This is a genomic window from Ruminococcus sp. YE71, from assembly GCF_900119155.1.
Taxonomy (GTDB): domain Bacteria; phylum Bacillota; class Clostridia; order Oscillospirales; family Ruminococcaceae; genus YE71.
Genome location: NZ_FPIR01000001.1, coordinates 142,762 through 160,275 on the forward strand (window position 1 = coordinate 142,762; position 17,514 = coordinate 160,275).

At 51.7% G+C, this 17,514-nt stretch carries 15 protein-coding genes and 1 tRNA gene; 14 read left to right on the forward strand and 2 right to left on the reverse strand.

The genetic code is table 11. The features are described from left to right. Positions 1-73 precede the first annotated feature (73 nt). Positions 74-1,870, reverse strand: coding sequence for a phosphoenolpyruvate carboxykinase (GTP) (locus BT142_RS00570; RefSeq protein ID WP_207645630.1), 1,797 nt, complete (start codon positions 1,868-1,870; stop codon positions 74-76). A gap of 780 nt (positions 1,871-2,650) precedes the next feature. On the opposite strand from BT142_RS00570, the gene BT142_RS00575 reads away from it, so the two are divergent. The 8 genes from BT142_RS00575 to BT142_RS00615 all read left to right on the forward strand — a co-directional run bounded on the left by BT142_RS00575 (position 2,651) and on the right by BT142_RS00615 (position 12,277). Further along, the gene (locus tag BT142_RS00575; RefSeq protein ID WP_072416259.1) at positions 2,651-3,100 is read left to right on the forward strand and encodes a hypothetical protein; all 450 of its coding nucleotides are present in this window, start codon (positions 2,651-2,653) and stop codon (positions 3,098-3,100) included. Positions 3,101-3,332: 232 nt separating this feature from the next. After that, entirely contained in the window at positions 3,333-5,654 is a 2,322-nt protein-coding gene (locus BT142_RS00580) for an ABC transporter permease (RefSeq protein ID WP_072416260.1), read from the forward strand. A gap of 437 nt (positions 5,655-6,091) precedes the next feature. After that, on the forward strand, positions 6,092-6,862 hold the full coding sequence (locus tag BT142_RS00590; RefSeq protein ID WP_072416262.1) for an ABC transporter ATP-binding protein: 771 nt from the start codon (positions 6,092-6,094) through the stop codon (positions 6,860-6,862). A gap of 382 nt (positions 6,863-7,244) precedes the next feature. After that, positions 7,245-7,904, forward strand: coding sequence for a response regulator transcription factor (locus BT142_RS00595; protein WP_072416263.1), 660 nt, complete (start codon positions 7,245-7,247; stop codon positions 7,902-7,904). Beyond that, a complete protein-coding gene (locus BT142_RS00600) occupies positions 7,901-9,118 on the forward strand; it encodes a sensor histidine kinase (protein ID WP_072416264.1) in 1,218 nt (405 codons plus the stop codon). The genes BT142_RS00595 and BT142_RS00600 overlap by 4 nt, the downstream gene beginning before the upstream one ends. Before the next feature lie 325 nt (positions 9,119-9,443). Then, positions 9,444-10,712, forward strand: coding sequence for an ROK family transcriptional regulator (locus BT142_RS00605; protein WP_072416265.1), 1,269 nt, complete (start codon positions 9,444-9,446; stop codon positions 10,710-10,712). Positions 10,713-10,966: 254 nt separating this feature from the next. Then, on the forward strand, positions 10,967-11,659 hold the full coding sequence (locus BT142_RS00610; RefSeq protein WP_084659252.1) for an SH3 domain-containing protein: 693 nt from the start codon (positions 10,967-10,969) through the stop codon (positions 11,657-11,659). A 213-nt stretch (positions 11,660-11,872) separates the two neighbouring features. Beyond that, complete coding sequence (locus BT142_RS00615; RefSeq protein ID WP_072416266.1) at positions 11,873-12,277, forward strand: bis(5'-nucleosyl)-tetraphosphatase; 405 nt, start codon at positions 11,873-11,875, stop codon at positions 12,275-12,277. A gap of 60 nt (positions 12,278-12,337) precedes the next feature. Here the strand turns inward: BT142_RS00615 and BT142_RS00620 are convergent. Then, positions 12,338-12,409 (reverse strand) — tRNA-Gly (locus BT142_RS00620). A 155-nt stretch (positions 12,410-12,564) separates the two neighbouring features. Between BT142_RS00620 and BT142_RS00625 the strand changes: the two genes are divergently transcribed. The 6 genes from BT142_RS00625 to BT142_RS00645 all read left to right on the forward strand — a co-directional run bounded on the left by BT142_RS00625 (position 12,565) and on the right by BT142_RS00645 (position 17,508). Beyond that, complete coding sequence (locus BT142_RS00625; RefSeq protein WP_072416267.1) at positions 12,565-12,990, forward strand: NUDIX hydrolase; 426 nt, start codon at positions 12,565-12,567, stop codon at positions 12,988-12,990. Between the two features lie 231 nt (positions 12,991-13,221). Then, positions 13,222-13,722, forward strand: a complete 501-nt coding sequence (locus tag BT142_RS00630) for a hypothetical protein (protein ID WP_072416268.1) — start codon at positions 13,222-13,224, stop codon at positions 13,720-13,722. A gap of 620 nt (positions 13,723-14,342) precedes the next feature. Beyond that, complete coding sequence (locus BT142_RS00635; RefSeq protein WP_072416269.1) at positions 14,343-15,812, forward strand: cobyric acid synthase; 1,470 nt, start codon at positions 14,343-14,345, stop codon at positions 15,810-15,812. Beyond that, a complete protein-coding gene (locus BT142_RS00640) occupies positions 15,809-16,456 on the forward strand; it encodes a precorrin-8X methylmutase (RefSeq protein WP_072416270.1) in 648 nt (215 codons plus the stop codon). Before BT142_RS00635 ends, BT142_RS00640 begins: the two co-directional genes overlap by 4 nt. 200 nt (positions 16,457-16,656) lie before the next feature. Then, complete coding sequence (locus tag BT142_RS19360; protein WP_207647517.1) at positions 16,657-16,833, forward strand: hypothetical protein; 177 nt, start codon at positions 16,657-16,659, stop codon at positions 16,831-16,833. A gap of 216 nt (positions 16,834-17,049) precedes the next feature. Continuing rightward, positions 17,050-17,508: a DUF2975 domain-containing protein gene (locus BT142_RS00645; protein ID WP_072416271.1), complete on the forward strand. Its 459-nt coding sequence runs from the start codon at positions 17,050-17,052 to the stop codon at positions 17,506-17,508. The last annotated feature ends 6 nt before the right edge of the window (positions 17,509-17,514 follow it).

Sequence of the window (17,514 nt, forward strand, 5' to 3'; positions counted from 1 at the left end):
GTATCACCCGCCATCAAAGCAAAAAGGCACCCACAGTCTCCTGTGAGCGCCTTTGCTTAGTTTTTGCGGAAAATTACTTGAATCTCTCCTCGAGCTTATCGAGCTCCTTGTAGAGAGCAGCGGGGATCTTGCCGCCCTTAGCAGCGATATCCTCGTCGTAGTATCTTCTCATTTCCTTGATCTCCTCAGCCCACAGATCCTTGTCAACTGCGAGCAGAGCCTTTACCTGATCGTCGGAGAGACCGAGACCCTCAAGGTTGAGATCCTCAGGCTTCGGAACGTATCCGATAGGAGTCTCCTGAGCGTCAACAGTGCCCTCGCAGCGTCTGATGATCCAGTCGAGGACTCTCATGTTGTCGCCGAAACCGGGCCACATGAAGTTGCCTTCGTCGTCCTTCTTGAACCAGTTAACGTTGAAGATCTTAGGAGCGTTCTCGCCGAGCTTCTCGCCCATTTCGAGCCAGTGGTTCCAGTAGTCGCCTACGTTGTAGCCGATGAAGGGCTTCATAGCCATAGGATCGTGACGGAGCACGCCTACAGCACCGGTAGCAGCTGCGGTAGTCTCGGAAGAAACTGCCGAACCGATGTAAGTACCGTGAGTCCAGTCGAGGGACTGATATACCAGCGGAGTGGTCTTAGCACGTCTGCCGCCGAAGATGATAGCGGAGACCGGCACGCCCTTCGGATTGTTGAACTCGGGGCTGATGCAGGGGCAGTTCTCAGCAGGAGCTGTGAAACGGCTGTTCGGATGAGCGAGCTTTTCGCCCGAAGCAACGTACTCGGGGCCGTTGACCTTAGCGCCCTTCCACTCCTCAGCGTTTACAGGAGGATTCTTGTCGAGACCCTCCCACCAGGGAGTCATATTGTCGAGGTTGATAGCAACGTTTGTGAAGATAGCGTTTTTCTTGGTAGAAGCGAGCGCATTGAAGTTGGACTTAGCGTTAGTTCCGGGAGCAACGCCGAAGAAGCCGTTCTCGGGGTTGATAGCGTAAAGTCTGCCGTCCTCGCCCTGCTTCATCCAAGCGATATCGTCGCCGACGGTGAATACCTTGTAGCCCTGCTTGGTGTAGATCTCAGGCGGGATAAGCATTGCGAGGTTGGTCTTGCCGCAAGCGGACGGGAAAGCAGCGGTGATGTACTTGATGTCACCATCGGGCTTCTGAACGCCGAGGATGAGCATATGCTCAGCCATCCAGCCCTCGTTCTTACCCTGGAAGGAAGCGATTCTCAGAGCGAAGCACTTCTTGCCGAGGAGAACGTTACCGCCGTAAGCGGAGTTGATGGAGCAGATAGTATTCTTCTCGGGGAACTGAACGATGTATCTCTTTTCGGGGTCAACGTCAGCCTTGGAGTGGAGACCGCGAACGAAGTCATCGGAAGTATCGCCGAGGTTCTCGAAAGCCTTAGTACCCATTCTGGTCATGATATCCATGTTAAGAACAACATAGATGGAGTCAGTCAGCTCAACGCCCACCTTAGCGAGGGGGGAACCGATCGGGCCCATGGAGTAAGGGATAACGTACATGGTCCTGCCCTTCATAACGCCGTCGTACATCGGCTCGAGCATAGCCCACATCTCATTAGGATCCATCCAGTTGTTGGTCGGGCCTGCGTCCTCCTTCTTGTTGGAGCAGATGAAGGTTCTGTCCTCAACGCGAGCAACGTCGTTAGGCTGAGTACGGTGATAGAGACAACCGGGATATTCATCCTGATTCATCTTCACCATTTCACCGGAAGCGAGAGCCTCCTGTCTCAGAGCCTCAAGCTGTTCATCGCTGCCGTCGATCCAAACTACCTTTTCAGGCTTTGTGAGGGCGATCATCTCATCGACCCAAGCGTTAACGTTAGGGTTCTTTGTCAGACTTGCCATTGTAAAAAAACTCCTCTCAATATTAATAACCGATTAGTGTTATAGAAAAGGGGAAATTTCCCCAAAAATCCTATCCAATTCATTATACCTCATTTAAACCGATTTGTCAACACCCTTATAATTGAATTTATGATGAACTTATGCATAAAAAATCAGATATTCATGCAAGAGAGGGCAAGAAATGGGCAAAAAGCGGCATGATATTGAATGATTAGCGATAAGCAACTTGCAGAATGAGCAAAAATTATTTTTTTCGGTCAAGAAAAAAACTGCACAAATGAAGCGTATTCACCAGAGGCTAAAAAAGTTCGGGAGGGGTACGTGGGCACATAGGGAAAACCGCTTTTAAATGTAAGCGCTCAAACGTCCCCACCATAATAAAATCGGCAACCCAAAAACAACCGTCCCGAAAGGCTCGGCATGAGAATACCACGCCAAATTCGCAAGAACAAGCGATTTGCCGATTTTATTTTTCGCAGGAGAGCAGCGAATCGAGCGAAAGACCCCGATTCGCCGCAAGGCGAATGAAAACGTTAAAGCCAACCCCCAACCTCCAAAGCACGTAAAACATCAAAAACCGCCCATAACGTTTGATTTTCCGCAATATTCAGCCATAAAAAAGCATTCGGAAAGCATAAAAAGTGACAAATGTCACTCCGAAAGTGACAAATGACATCTTGCGCAAACGTTTTAGATAGTGTATAATATAACCATAGAGACAGAACAAAAGAAAAACAACTCCCTCAGAAAAGAAAGAACAAAAGAAAGGGGCGACAGTATATGAAACGTCATTTTGAGTATGTGCCGCTGTCGCTCAGCCTTGCGGTAAACAGTATCATAGGTATACTGCTGCTGCCTGCGGCGTGTGCAGCAAGCTGCTGCATCTTCGGTCGGATGTTCACATCGCCGACTGACAAAGAGCGCATCTGCGGTGCGGTGATACTCGCGGCTTCCGCGGGTCTCGCACTGTGTGCGAACAGGCTCGTGTACCTTTTCATGAAAAGGCACACTAAACCTGACATAACGGTATCCGAAAAAGCGGCTGACTTGTGTGCAGTCCTCTCGGCAGCGGCTGCTTCCATCCCCTCTGCGGCGCTGCTGATATTCGGAGCCGTGCATGAGAACACGATCGGGGCTGTCTGCCTGAACATCGGCATTTTCGTATTTGCCCTGACCCTCTACTATTCCCAACGAACAGAACCCATAAAACCCATAAAGCGGAACAGATGAAAAATAAAACTGTAGAACAAGAACGTCGTCCGAGGTCATCACCTCGGATGATTTTTTTGTTTGTGTGTTTTTTTGGTGCGGGACTCGGCTTTTTTTGCTCCTGCAAATATTTAAAGTTTATTTAATACTTTTTATGTTATCATGTAATCACGGAAAACAATAACACTACTTTTGAGAGGTGCATGATATGTTTTTACAAATTCTGCGCAGAGATCTGAAGCGCAAACGTACTATGAACATCATTCTTCTGCTGTTCGTTATTCTCGCATCTATGTTCACTGCATCAAGCGCTAATAACATTATGGCAGTCACTAAGGGACTTGATTACTTCTCCGAAAGATCAGGCATCCCCAGCTACGACCGTATGATAATAATGTACTCCGAAAAATCCAATCTTGTCGATACCCTGGCAGGTAAGGATTACGTTCAGTATTACGATATCGAAGACTTCGGCTGCATCCAGTCCTGGAGCGATGTCACTAAGGACGGCAAAAAAATCAAGGAGATTCCCAACACGATCAATGTGCTCTCCATCGACAACGCCGTTCTCAATTACTTCGACATCAACAATAATAGGATAGAAACTGTTGAAAAGGGTAAATTTTACGGAAATATCCACTTCTACAGAGATACCGATCTCAAAGTCGGAGATACGGTCTCATTCAGGATCAAAGACAGGACCGTAGAACTTGAATACGCGGGCGCACTGAAAGATATCGTTTTCGGTTCCGAACTTACCGCGATGCCCCGCATCATCGTCAATGACAGCGATTTCACTTACCTCTTTGCTGACGCACAGGAAACAGATTACCACTGCTACGTAGGCTTCGTAAAGACTACCGACGACGAAAAGCTCCTCGAAAGCATCTCGGGAATAAACTGCATGAGCTTCTCCACAAGCCTCGTCAAGGTGTGCTTCGTGCTGAACATGGTTGTAGCCTACATCCTGCTGGCGGCAAGCCTTGGTCTTATGGGCATCTCCCTTGCGATACTCCGCTTCACCATCGGCTTCACCATCACCGAGGAGTTCCGCGAGATAGGCGTCATGAAGGCTCTCGGCATCAGCAATTTCAGCATCAGGAGCCTCTACCTTGTGAAGTATCTGGCGCTCTCGATCATCGGCTCTGCCATCGGATTCTTCCTGTCGCTGCCCTTTGCGAAAATGATGCTCAGAAGCGTTTCCGAGGTAATGTGTCTCGGCAACACCCACAGCATTCTCGCAGGTATCATCTGCTCGGCAGGCATCGTGGTCATCATCATGCTGTTCTGCTTCGGATGCACATCGAAGATAAAGAAGCTCTCGCCCATAGACGCGGTGAGAAACGGTCAGACAGGCGAACGTTTCGGCAGAAGAAGCGTGATGCACCTCGGCAGGAGCAGACTTTCGGCAACAGGCTTCCTTGCCGTCAATGACATTTTCAGCTCGCCGAAACAGTTCGGCATGGTGGCGGCGATACTCACCCTGTGTATGCTGCTGGTAATGCTGGTCTCGAACCTCATCGCATCCATGAAAAACGCCGAGATACTCAGCATCGTGGGATCGCCCATAGCCGACGCTTACTTCTGCAGTTTCGAGAGCGATGAAGCCACGCAGTACGACAAGGTGGAACACGGCGGCGAGCTCTTCGCGGATTCGATATCCGAAAAGCTCAAAGAGAACGGTATGCCCGCAAAATGCACCTTCAACTATATGGTAATGCTCAAGACCGAGCACGACGGCAAGGCTCTGGCAGGAAGATTCATCTACAATCCCCGTGAGGATATGGACGCATTCAAATACGATGAAGGCTGTGCTCCCCGGGCGGACGACGAGATAGCTCTTTCATGGGGTATGCTCGAAGAGCTGAACGCAAAGATAGGCGACCACGTCAAGGTAACGACCCTCAACGGCGAGCGCGAGTGCATGGTAACGGCGGCGTTCTCCACCGTGAACAACTCGGGACTTCTCGGCATCCTCTACAACGGCACAAAGATAAGTCCGCAGGAAGTAATTGGAGGCTTCGGCGTCAACATCTACTTCGACGGCGACCTGACACAGGCTCAGATAGACGAAAACATCGAAAAGATCAAAGATATATACAACACCGATCAGGTATTCAACGGCAGAGATTTTGCGACCTACACGCTGGGCATCGGCAACACGCTGGATGCGGTCAAGTACCTTCTCGTCATCGTAACGATCATCATCGTGCTGATGCTGACGATACTCATCGAGAGGAGCTTCATCGCGAAAGAGAAGTGCGACATCGCCCTGATGAAGGCGCTCGGCACCCAGAACGGTTCGATAATCGCACAGCACACGCTCAGATTCGTGCTCATCAGTGTTATAGTATGCGTGATAGCATCTGTAGCGAGCATCCCGCTCACGGGCTGTGTACTGACCCCGATACTTTCGATGGTCGGAAAGGTCAGAAATGTGCCCAGTTCATTCAATGCGGCTGACATCTTCCTCATCAACCCGATGATACTGATAGCAGTAACAACACTCGGCGCCTTCTGCACCTCCCTCTTCACACGCACAATAACCGCCAACGACGCAGCAAGCATCGAATAAAAGCACAACCACCGTCCGTGCTCAAAATGAAGAACCCGCACAAACGAACAGCGTTCAAGTGGGTCCGACGCCACCGCGCTGGTCAGAGTCCAGAGGCGGAAGCCTTTGGCGAGGTTTGGAGCAGAGCTCCAGTTTTCGCCGAAGGCGAAACAAAACAAGAACCACACGCAAAGCAGACGTGATCGCACCAACGAACAGCCCAATCAAAATAAAATCGGCAGCCAAGATCAACCGCCCCGAAAGGCACGGAATGATGATCCCCATCCGCAACAGCAAGAACACAAGATCTGCCGATTTTATTTTTCGCGATAGAGCGCAAGCGATTCGAGTGAAAGACCAAGTCGGCCGCAAGACCGACAAAAAAGCAGTCAGACACAAAACCACAAAAACACAAACAAGAACAACAGTTGACAAACACATCGTAAAGGAGTATAATCATGGAAAAGGTACTTGACGTAAAGGGTCTCTGCAAGACTTATGTAGTAAACAAAAGACAGAACAACGTTCTGAAGAATATCGACCTGACAATTAACGAGGGCGAGATGGTTTCGGTAATGGGACCTTCGGGCTCGGGCAAGAGCACACTGCTGTACTGCGTATCGGGAATGGACAGACCGACTTCGGGCGAGGTCAGCTTCGACGGCAAGGACATCTCGAAGCTGAACGACAAGAAGCTCGCGGAAGTAAGGCTCGATGAGATGGGCTTCATCTTCCAGCAGATGTACATGATGAAGAACCTGAGCGTGCTGGACAATGTTATCCTGCCCTCCGTCCGCTCGAAGAAAAACAAGGAGAGCCGCAAGGAGACCGAGCGCAGAGGCCGTGACCTCATGAAGCGCATGGGTATCGACGACATCGCCGAGAACGACATCAACGAAGCGTCGGGCGGACAGTTACAGAGAGCGTGCATCTGCCGCAGTCTGATGAACCATCCGAAGGTCATCTTCGCAGACGAGCCGACGGGTGCGCTGAACCGCAGCACTTCGGATGAGGTGTTCAACGAGCTGCTTGAGATAAACCGTGAAGGCACAGCGGTTATGTGTGTGACACACGATGCGAAGGTTGCCGCGAAGTGCAGCAGAGTTCTGTATATCATGGACGGCAGCATCCATGCCGAGATAAAGCTTGGCAAATATGACGGCACCGAGAGCGAACTCCGCACCCGCGAACGCACTCTGAATAACTGGCTGATGGAACAAGGCTGGTAAAAACCAAAAGAAAGAAAAAGAAACAAGAGAGAAGCCGTCAGCACAAATAAAACTTCCGAGCTCAAAATGAAAGACCCGCACAAACGAGCAGCGTTCAAGTGGGTCCTGAGGCGGGAGCCTTTGGTCAAGAGCGCGAGAGCGAAACTCTCGCATTGCCGCAAGGCAAAAGAGGGACACCGTCCCCAAAACAAAGATAAAATCGGCAGCCGAAAGCGAACGTCCCGAAAGGCGCGGAAAGAGGGGTCCGCGCCGACAGAACGAGAACACACGATCTGCCGATTTTATTTTTCGCGGAAGAGCGCAAGCGATTCGAGTGAAAGACCGACCAAAAACGATCTCTCCCCCCAAAAACCGAAACCCAATAATATTGCGAGGTACAGTTATGGATATACTCATCATCGAGGACGATAAGGATATGGCGGCACTGCTGACTGACTTCCTCAGAGCCGAGAATTATACCGTCTCGGCAGCCGACTGCGGCAGGCGCGGCGTTGAACTTTATCAGCGGTACGGCGCAAAACTCGTCGTGCTTGACGTGAACCTGCCCGATATAACAGGGTTCGAGGTCTGCTCGAAAATACGCGATACCGCCGATACGCCTATCCTTATCGTCAGCGCCAGAACTTCAAAAGAGGATAAGCTCAGCGGTCTTGAACTCGGCGCGGATGACTATATCGAAAAGCCTTACGATATCGACATCATGCTCGCGAAAATACGCGGGATCTTCCGCAGACGCTACTCTCAGGATACTATCACCGATGACGATATAACCCTCAACCGCGCCGACAAGACCGCCGTCATCAAGGGGCAGAAGACCGAACTGACCGCCAAGGAATTCGACCTGCTCCTGCTGTTCATCGAGAACAAGGGCAAGGTGCTCAAAAAGGAATATCTGCTCAATGCCGTCTGGGGAAGTGACAGTCTTTCTGAACCTCAGACGCTTAACGTTCATATAAGCAGACTTCGCTCACGGCTGGAGGCCGACCCAAGAAAACCTCAGCGCCTGCTAACCGTCTGGGGGGTCGGGTATAAGTTCGTATGAAGGCGTTCACAAGACTGACGGCGGCGGTCGTCATCATCATGATCGCCCTCACCGCCGTGCTGAATATCACACTGCTCGCACGCCGCGAGACCGCCGAGGGACTCTACCGCGTCGAGGCTAAACACGCCGCCGCCGAGATAAGCAGGACGGGCTCCGCCGACCTGTCGAAATATACCCGTATCACAGGCGTTTTCCCTGATGACGGCGACCTCTACCACACCGACAGCCACTACCTCATCGTCGAGGCCGACGGCAGACTATGGCGCGTGGAATACCGCATCCCCGAACAGAAAAACGAGACTCTTTTAGCCGTCAATATCGTCATGACAGTGAGTTTCATCTGCGTGCTCACCGTGCTGGTCTACATCCGCAAGGCGGTACTCAAACCCTTCGGACAATTCACCGAACTGCCCTCGGAACTCGCAAAGGGAAACCTCTTCATGACCCTGCCCGAGCATAAGAACAGATGGTTCGGAAAGTTCACATGGGGCGTGGAGATGCTCCGCGACCACCTCGAAGTCAGCCGCCGCCACGAACTTGAGGCTCAGCGCGACAAACGCCTGCTCCTGCTGTCCCTCTCGCACGACATCAAAACTCCCCTTTCGGCGATAAAGCTCAGCGCCGAAGCCCTCGCCAGGGGGCTCTACCCCGACCCCGAAAAACAGCGCGAGACTGCACGCCTCATCAGCAAACGCGCCTCCGAGATCGAGGGGCTGATGGGTCAGATACGCGACGCCGCCAACGAAGACCTCATCAAATTCGAGGTGCATATGTCCGAAGTGTTTATTGACGACCTGCTGAACAAAGTCAGGATGCCGTTCATGTCGAGACTGGAACCGCTGGGGACGGAGCTGGTCATCAGCGACCACACGAACTGCCTGCTCTCCTGCGACCCCGACCGACTGGCGGAGTGCCTGCAAAACCTCGTGGACAACGCCATCAAGTACGGCGACGGACGGCGCATCACCTTCACATTTGCGGACGAGGAGGACTGCCGACTGCTGACCGTGGCGAATACGGGCTGTACGCTTCCTGCGGAGGAACTGCCGCACGTTTTCGAGAGTTTCAAGCGGGGAAGCAACGCGGGGACGGCTGAAGGAAGCGGACTCGGACTGTATATCTGCCGTAAGCTGATGACGCTTATGGACGGCGACGCATTCGCAGAGACAGCCGACGGAGAATTCAAGGTCACGCTGGTAATAAGGAAAGCGTAACCCCCCACACAGCAAACCACAAAAAATGAGCAGCCAACTCAAACGCCCCGTAAGCGCACCACATCCGCAAGCCCCACAAAAAAACGCACAAAACCTCGTTCTGACGCGTAAAAGCAAGGAAATAAGCAACGGCAAATGGCACAGTAAATCGCGCTGTGACATGGACATTATATAGAATTTGTCACAAAAGTTATAAGTTTGATGATTATTTACAACTTGTTCATATTTAACTGATATAATTAAATATATTACAACTTTTTAAAATGATACCGCAGGAAAGTCCCCTGCTGTGTCGGTTTGAAAATTTCTCATGGAGGACAACTAAGTGGAACAGCACGGAATAAGCAAGCTCGACCTCAAACGCCGCAACAGAATGCAGGTGCTCAAGATACTGAAGCAGAGGGGTCCGACTTCACGAATAGATATCGCCTCGGCTCTCGAACTTACAAGGGCAGCCGTTACTATCATCACCAATGAGATGATAGATCAGGGTATCATTTCCGAAATTGGTGAGTATAAGCATATCAGCGAAAAGGCTCCCAGAGGAAGAAAAAAGATACTTATCGATATCAATCACCACTATAAGTTCGCACTTGGCATGACCGTCGAAGAGGAACTCGTCAGCATCGGTCTTTCTACCCTCTCGGGTGACGTTCTCGATAAGCGTAACCTCAAGATAACCGACGCTACCGACAGAAAGACTATCTACAACTTCTTCATCAAATCGATGAACGACGTCCTCAGCGATAACTGCCTCGATCAGTCCTCGCTCCTCGGTATCGGTTTCGCTATCTACCCCACCATGTTCCAGAAAATGGACGTGACTATCGAACACGGTCAGGCTGACTTCTCTCAGCTCGAACACTTCATGAGCAGCTATACTTCCCTGCCGATGGTGTTCGATAACTCCGTCAAGGGTACCGCTATGGCGAATATCGACTTCCTTAAAGACCGCGACCCTTCAAGCATAAATATCGCATTTTTACAGTACGGACGCAGCCTTAACTTCGTGTTCACCAACCTGAACGAGCCTATCAGATCCTACGATAACCGTACAGACTTCGTGAATAAAATGATAATCAACCCGACTTCCGAACGCATCTGCGACTGCGGAAGACGCGGCTGTGTCGAGAATGAGCTCACTACGACCGCTATCAAGCGCAGGATAGTAAGGGTGTTCTCGAAGGATCAGACTCCGTTCCTCTATCAGGCGGCTAAGGGTCTGCCCGAAAATATCACGATGGAAATGGTGCTCACCGCTTACTCGAAACGCGACCCCGCTGTGGTGAAGATCGTTGACAGCTTCCTGCTGATGATGGCTGTGCTGATAAACAACCTCTACTTCTCCACCAACCCGCAGAAGATAGTTCTGCATAAGTTCCCGTTCTCCAATGAGGTCTCCTACGAGAAACTCAAGGAGACCGTCATGAGGATAGGCGGCGAACGCGTCGCTAACGCTGTTTCCCTCTCGTTCGTTGAGGATAAACACCACTTCCTCTCGGGATGCGCTCTCGCTATCCGTGAGCTCTTCTACAACTGCGGCGGCTACAGCACTGACGCCACCGAAAATCTCCACCACGACCTTTCAAAATAAGAAATACGAGATTCGGAAAATATATCAAGATGGATCACCGCCGACGCTTCGCAAAGTGTCGGCGGTGGTTTTTACTGAGGGAAACCTTACCGAAAAAGACTATCTCCCAAACTCTCTCAAAAAATATCAAAAGTCTTTGGAAGGGGTTCCGGAAGAAACTCCCCGTACACCACGCAAGAATTTTCCTCTTGACATTTTGCGGGGATTGGTGTATAATAGTAGGGTAAAGCATTTTTTGAAAAGGAGGCTGGATCATGCCACAGGGTTACGATCCGAGAGAGAGAAGAAACGGCAGACCTGCCGGCAGCAATACAAACAAGAACCGCAGACCTTCGGATGAGCGCACACGCCCGAGAAGCAGCGGTCCGCAGCAGCAGAGATCTGTTCAGCGCAGACCGTCGTCATCACAGCCGCATCCGCAGCAGAGGCCTGCGCCTATGCCTGCACCTGTTCCCGAACAGTCAGCGGACTACAGCACCACCATAAAGGGTATCATCGCAGTTTTCCTGACACTGCTCATCGTCATCATTATCGTGATGCTTTTTGCGAAGAGCCTGTTTGTCAGCGGCGAAGAGCTGGCGAAGAACATCAAGACAGGTCATCTGACCGAGACCGAATACCTCGCCATCGAAGCGCCCGAAGACCTTAACGAAGAAGTGGTCACCACAAAAAAAGCCAAGAAAAAGACTACCGCTAAAAAAGAAGAGGAAGAGAAAAAGACTGTCGAGCTCCCCGCGGATCTTGACACTTCGATAGCAGGCACCTACATGGTCAACGACCCCGTGTACCTGCATCCTACCCCCGATTCTCAGAGCGAGAACCTCGCGACCCTGCCCTACGGCGCCGAGATCCAGGTCTACGGCTCCTCTAACTACGGCTGGTACTACGTTGAATACAACGGTCAGTACGGCTACGCTTACGGAACTTATTTCACAAAGCAAAACTGATGATAAACATCTGTCCCGCAGACTTTTTTCGGTCTGCGGGATTTTTTTTACGGGGCGGTTTCGGGTGCGAATATTTCGGGGATTTGGGGGATTTATGACAAATTATTGCTTATTTGCACAAAAAAACAAATATTTTTATATTATCTATGGACAAATGAAAAAAAATATGCTATAATAGTATTCAATGAATCCTAATGAAAGGTAGTATGACAGATGCTGCACGAGAAATCATGCGGTGGGATAGTTTATCGGAAGTATCACGGCAATACCGAGATACTCCTTATCAAGCACATCAACAGCGGTCACTGGTCGTTCCCGAAAGGTCACGTTGAGGACGGCGAGACCGAGGTCGAGACTGCTATGCGCGAGATAAAGGAAGAAACAGGCATCGACGTGATGATAGACCCCACCTTCAGGGAGCTTGTTACATACAGCCCCAAAAAAGACACCCAGAAAGTTGTGGTGTACTTCATCGCAAAGGCGAAGAGCGGTGAGCTGAAACCTCAGGAGAACGAGATATCCGACGTCAAATGGGTCGAGATAAACCGCGCCGCCGACCTGCTCGCCTACGACAACGACCGATGTATAGTCAACAAAGCAAAGAAACTTATCCACTGACAGACACAAAAAGGCACTCTTGTCATTTTCGTGACAGGAGTGCCTTGAAGCATACAAAAGAGCAGATAACGGGAGTCGAACCCGCATCCTCAGTTTGGGAAACTGAAATAATAACCGCTATACTATATCTGCGTGATGAATATATTTTACCACAAAAAAACGCGCTTGTCAACCTGCACGTTAAATATTTTTTTCGCAAATTCCGACATACAGTCATAAATCGTTAAACATTCGGCAGGTCGGATGTGCTATAATATCTTTTATTGAAATTGAAGGAGTATGAAAAAATGCAAGGTTACAATTGTATCGCCGTGTTCGATCAGGACGCCGACAAGTGGCTCATGTGCCTGCGCGAGAAGGATCCGTATAAGGGTCTGCTGAACCTCGTGGGCGGCAAGATCGAGGACGACGAGGAGCATCTTTCGGCGGCATACCGTGAGCTTGAGGAGGAGACCGCCATCACGTCGGACGACATAACGCTCAGGCATCTGATGGACTTCTGCTATCCGATGGACGACTGTTACGTAGAGGTGTACGTAGGCAGGCTGAACAAGCCGTTCAAGCCCCACGGCGATGAGAACAAGCTCATCTGGACAGACCTGAGGCGCAACTTCGCCGACATGAAGCACTACGCAGGAGAAGGCAACATCGCGCATATGCTTGAGCACATCAAGATACACAGTGCGGAGCTGCTCGGGAAGGTCATTAAGTAGGATTCTGCCACTTTTATTAGCGATATCTTACAAAATGGTAACTGCCGATTTGTTAAACATCACAAAATAACTTGTCCGATTGTGGCTTTTTTGTTGCAATCGGATTTTTTTTGTAAACTAATTTTTACTTCTATTTACACGCACTTTCAAAAGTGATATACTGTGTTAGCAAGGTTAAAAACAAGAGAAACAGAAACCGTATCGGACGGAGAAAGATGAGGGGTTTGGATAATGAGATTCAAAGGTGTTATGGCAGTTATCCTCGCGGCAAGTTTTCTGATGGCAGGCTGCGGCAAGACCGAGACCAAGGAGACCAAGAAAGTCAAGAATGTCAGCGAGACCGTTTCCGAGGCTGAGGAGTCGCGTCCCGAGGGCAATTTCTTAAAGCTCCCCGACGAAGCACTCGACGATTTCGACAGGCTGACAGTCGAGCTGAAAGACATCTTCCCCGACGCAAAGGGCAAGCTGATGTACGGCTACATCGGCGACGTTCTCGTTCCCACTGAGGGCGGCGAGAAGGACTGCTATATGTTCGATTACTATACATACAAGAAGAAGATATACACAAAGATAGCCACCGTTGCTATGGACAAGGAGAACAGCAAGGTATATCTGCTCGAAGACGACGGCTCCTACACCGAAGCCGAGATCGAAGAGCACGAAAAGCAGTGGTGCGAGACCGCAACTCCTGCGCTCGCAGTTGACGCCGCTGACAGCGAAATTAGCGAATAACGTCTTTCAAAAAGGAAAGAATAAAGAAAAAGCAGAAAGAGACCTCTCCCTGGGTCTCTTTTTTGTTAGGGTCTGTTAGTTTTTTGTTTGGCGAACTTTTACAATCGGTGCGGGTGCTTTTTGGTGGTTTTGACATTGGTGTGATTGTTGGAATATTCGGGGATTTGTGGTATAATTGATTTATGGTGGTTTTTTTTGGGGGTGATTTGAGTGTTTGGGTCGGTCTGGCGACCGACTGGGGGTTTCACTCGAATCGCTGGCGCTCTCTCGTGAAAATAATATCGGCAAATCTTGTTGTTCTTGGTAGGTTGCGATGGTTTTTCATGTTGAGCCTTTGGGGATGATGGCTCGAGATTTGCCGATTTTATGGTGTTGGTGCGGTTTCTCTTTTGGTGGGGGGGCTTTTGTTTCGCCTTCGGCGAAAATTGGAGCTCTGCTCCAAACCTCGCCAAAGGCTTCCGCCTCTGGACTCTGACCAGCGCGGTGGCGCTGGACCCACTGATACGACCCTCGTTTGTTTTGGTTCTTCATTTCGCGCTCGGAAATGTTTGTGGTGATACTTGCTTTTCAGTTGTATCTGCTCAGCGTCTTCTTATTTCCTACATGGTGGTGACTTTATTATGTCTATGTCAATTATGGTTCAGGGGACTATGTCGGGGGCCGGCAAAAGTCTGCTCGCGACCGCCCTTTGCAGGATCTTCCGTCAGGATGGTCTCCGCGTCGCGCCGTTCAAATCCCAGAACATGGCGCTCAATTCCTTCGTCACGCCCGACGGCTGCGAGATAGGTCGTGCGCAGGCTCTTCAGGCTGAAGCCGCAGGCCTCGAACCTTCCGCCCTCATGAACCCCGTCCTGCTCAAACCTACTACCGATGTCGGCTCGCAGGTCATCGTCAACGGCCGCGTTCGCGGCGATATGTCCGCCCGCGACTACTTCCGAAGCAAGCGCTACCTCATCCCCGATATCATGACCGCCTACAACACCCTCGCGGCGCAGAACGACATCATCGTGATCGAGGGCGCAGGCAGTCCCGTCGAGCTCAACCTCAAGCGCGACGACATCGTGAACATGGGGCTTGCAAAGCTCGTGAAGTCCCCCGTCCTGCTGGTGGGGAACATCGACCCCGGCGGCGTTTTCGCGCAGCTCATCGGCACGTTGATGCTGCTGGACGAGGACGAGCGCACGCTGGTCAAGGGCATGATAGTCAACCGTTTCCGCGGCGACCGCAGCCTGTTCTCCGACGGCGTGAAGATACTTGAAGAGAAAGGCGGCAAGCCCGTTCTCGGGGTCGTGCCGTTCATCCGCTGTGCCCTTGAGGACGAGGACAGCCTTTCGGAGAAGCTGGTCAGCCGCCCGACGAGCGGCCTTGTGGACATCGCGGTCATCCGTCTGCCGAAGCTGTCGAACTTCACCGACTTCGACGTTTTCACCCAGTACGAGGGGGTGTCGGTGCGCTACGTTGGCAGACCTGCCGAGCTGGGGCAGCCCGACCTCATCATCATCCCGGGTACGAAGAGCACCATCGCGGACATGAAATGGCTGCGTGAGAGCGGTCTTGAAGCGGCGGTGAAGAGTTCGCTGGCGGCGGGGGTGCCCGTGTTCGGCATCTGCGGCGGCTTCCAGATAATGGGTGAGTCGATCTCCGACCCCGAAGGCTGTGAAGGCGGCGGAAGCATCCGCGGCATGGGGCTGCTGCCCTGTCGGACGGTATTCGGCGGAGAGAAGCGTCAGCAGCGTGTCAGCGGCAGTTTCGGGGCTGTCGAAGGATTTTTCTCCTGTCTGTCGGGCGCGGGATTCGAGGGCTACGAGATACACATGGGGCGCACGGAGTCGGAAGGTTCGCCGCTGACGGACATCGGCGGCAGTTTCAGCGGGAACGCGGCAGGGTGCTATGTCCACGGGGTGTTCGACACTGCCGAGGTCTGCGGGCGGCTGCTGAGGGCGCTGTTTGCGGCGAAGGGGCTGAGATTTGAGCAGCCCGTCATCGGTCGCCGCGAGTACCGCAGCACCCAGCTCGACCTGCTTGCCGACGAAGTGCGGTCGGCGCTGGACATGGATGAAATTTACAGGATAGCGAGGAGCGGCGTATGACAGAGCTTGAATACGTACTGCCGACCGACATTGAGCGGCGCAGTTTTGAGATAATCGCAGGCGAGCTGGGCGGCAGGGTGTTCCCCGACGAGCAGCGTCCCATCATAATGCGAGCCATCCACACGACAGCGGACTTTGACTATGCGGACAACCTGTACTTTTCGGATGGTGCGGTGTCGGCAGCGCTGAGTGCGATCTCGGAAGGTGTGCTGTTCGTGACCGACACGAACATGGCGCGTTCGGGCATCAACAAAGGAGCGCTGAGCCGTCACGGCTGCGAGTGCGAGTGTTTCATGGCTGACGAGGACATCGCCGCCGACGCGAAGCGGCTGAGCTGCACGAGAGCGGCGGCATCGGTAGACAAAGCGGCGCGGCTGAACAGAAAGCTTATCTACGCAGTCGGCAACGCCCCGACCGCTCTGGTACGGCTTTCGGAGCTGATAAGAGAAGGCGTTTTCCGCCCCGAGCTGGTGATCGGGATGCCCGTCGGTTTTGTGAACGTCGTACAGTCGAAGGAGATGCTGATAGAGTCGGGCATCCCCTGCATAGTGGCACGCGGCAGGAAAGGCGGCAGCAACGTCGCCGCCGCGGTCTGCAACGCCCTGCTGTACATGGCAGACGGCGACACACCGTTCAGGATGTGATCCTGTGGGGCGGGGGCTTGCTTCCCGCCTTTTTTCTGTATTGCGACTGACTTTTGGGTTTCACTCGAATCGCTGACGCTCTCCGGCGTGTACGGGGACATTGTTCGCATCGGTTCATCATACCTCATCACCCCGTCAAAGGTTCCCGTAACTTTTGACGGGGATACATTTTGTTGACTTTCCCCCTTCACAATGGTATAATGTTAATGTTCCAGGAGAACAACAGACAACAAAACTACAAAAACATCAGAGATCTCTGCGGCAAAAATGGAGTGTCTATCGTAAACGGTGCGCCTGCACCGCGCCGCAGTCATACCGCATCAACGGAAACGGCGGACGAAAATTCCGCCCGTTTCCCCGCGGTCAATCCACGATAAATATATTTCGCGATATATTTATATAGAGACAGCAAAACAAAGAACGGCACCGTTCCGAGGGGGAGCGGTGCTGTTCTTTTTATTTTCCAGAATAAATATATTGTTTTTCGATAAAAAAGTGTTGACAAACAGGTTTGGATGTGGTATAATCAAAGCATAGAGACCTTCACCGACGGTATTGACCGCTTCATTTGATGATATTAAAGGAGTTTTTTTATGTGGAATCCTACTCGCTCGCTTAAACTGTCGCGCATACTCGTGACGACTTTCTCGGTCCTCATCTTCATGCTGACCTTCTTCGTGCCGTTCTTCGCTCAATGGTACGACGAAGCCTCACAGGGCATGGGACTCATCGGCGGCTCTATCGTCGTGCCTACCATCATCACCCTCTACATCTGCGAAGGCTTCGCTGTGTGGGCGCTGGTGTCGCTCCACATTCTCCTCCGCAACATCGACCGCGGCGAGATATTCATCGTCCAGAACACAAGCTGTCTCCGAAGCATCTCCTGGGCGTGTATGCTCGCAGGCTGTGCCTTCGCCATGATGGGGCTGTGGAGATACCTCTTCGCGCTGCCTGCCTTCGCGGCGGTCATGCTCGGGCTCATCATGAGGGTGCTCAAAAACGTCTTTGAACAGGCGGTCGAGATCAAGTCGGAAAACGACTTTACCATCTGAAAGGGG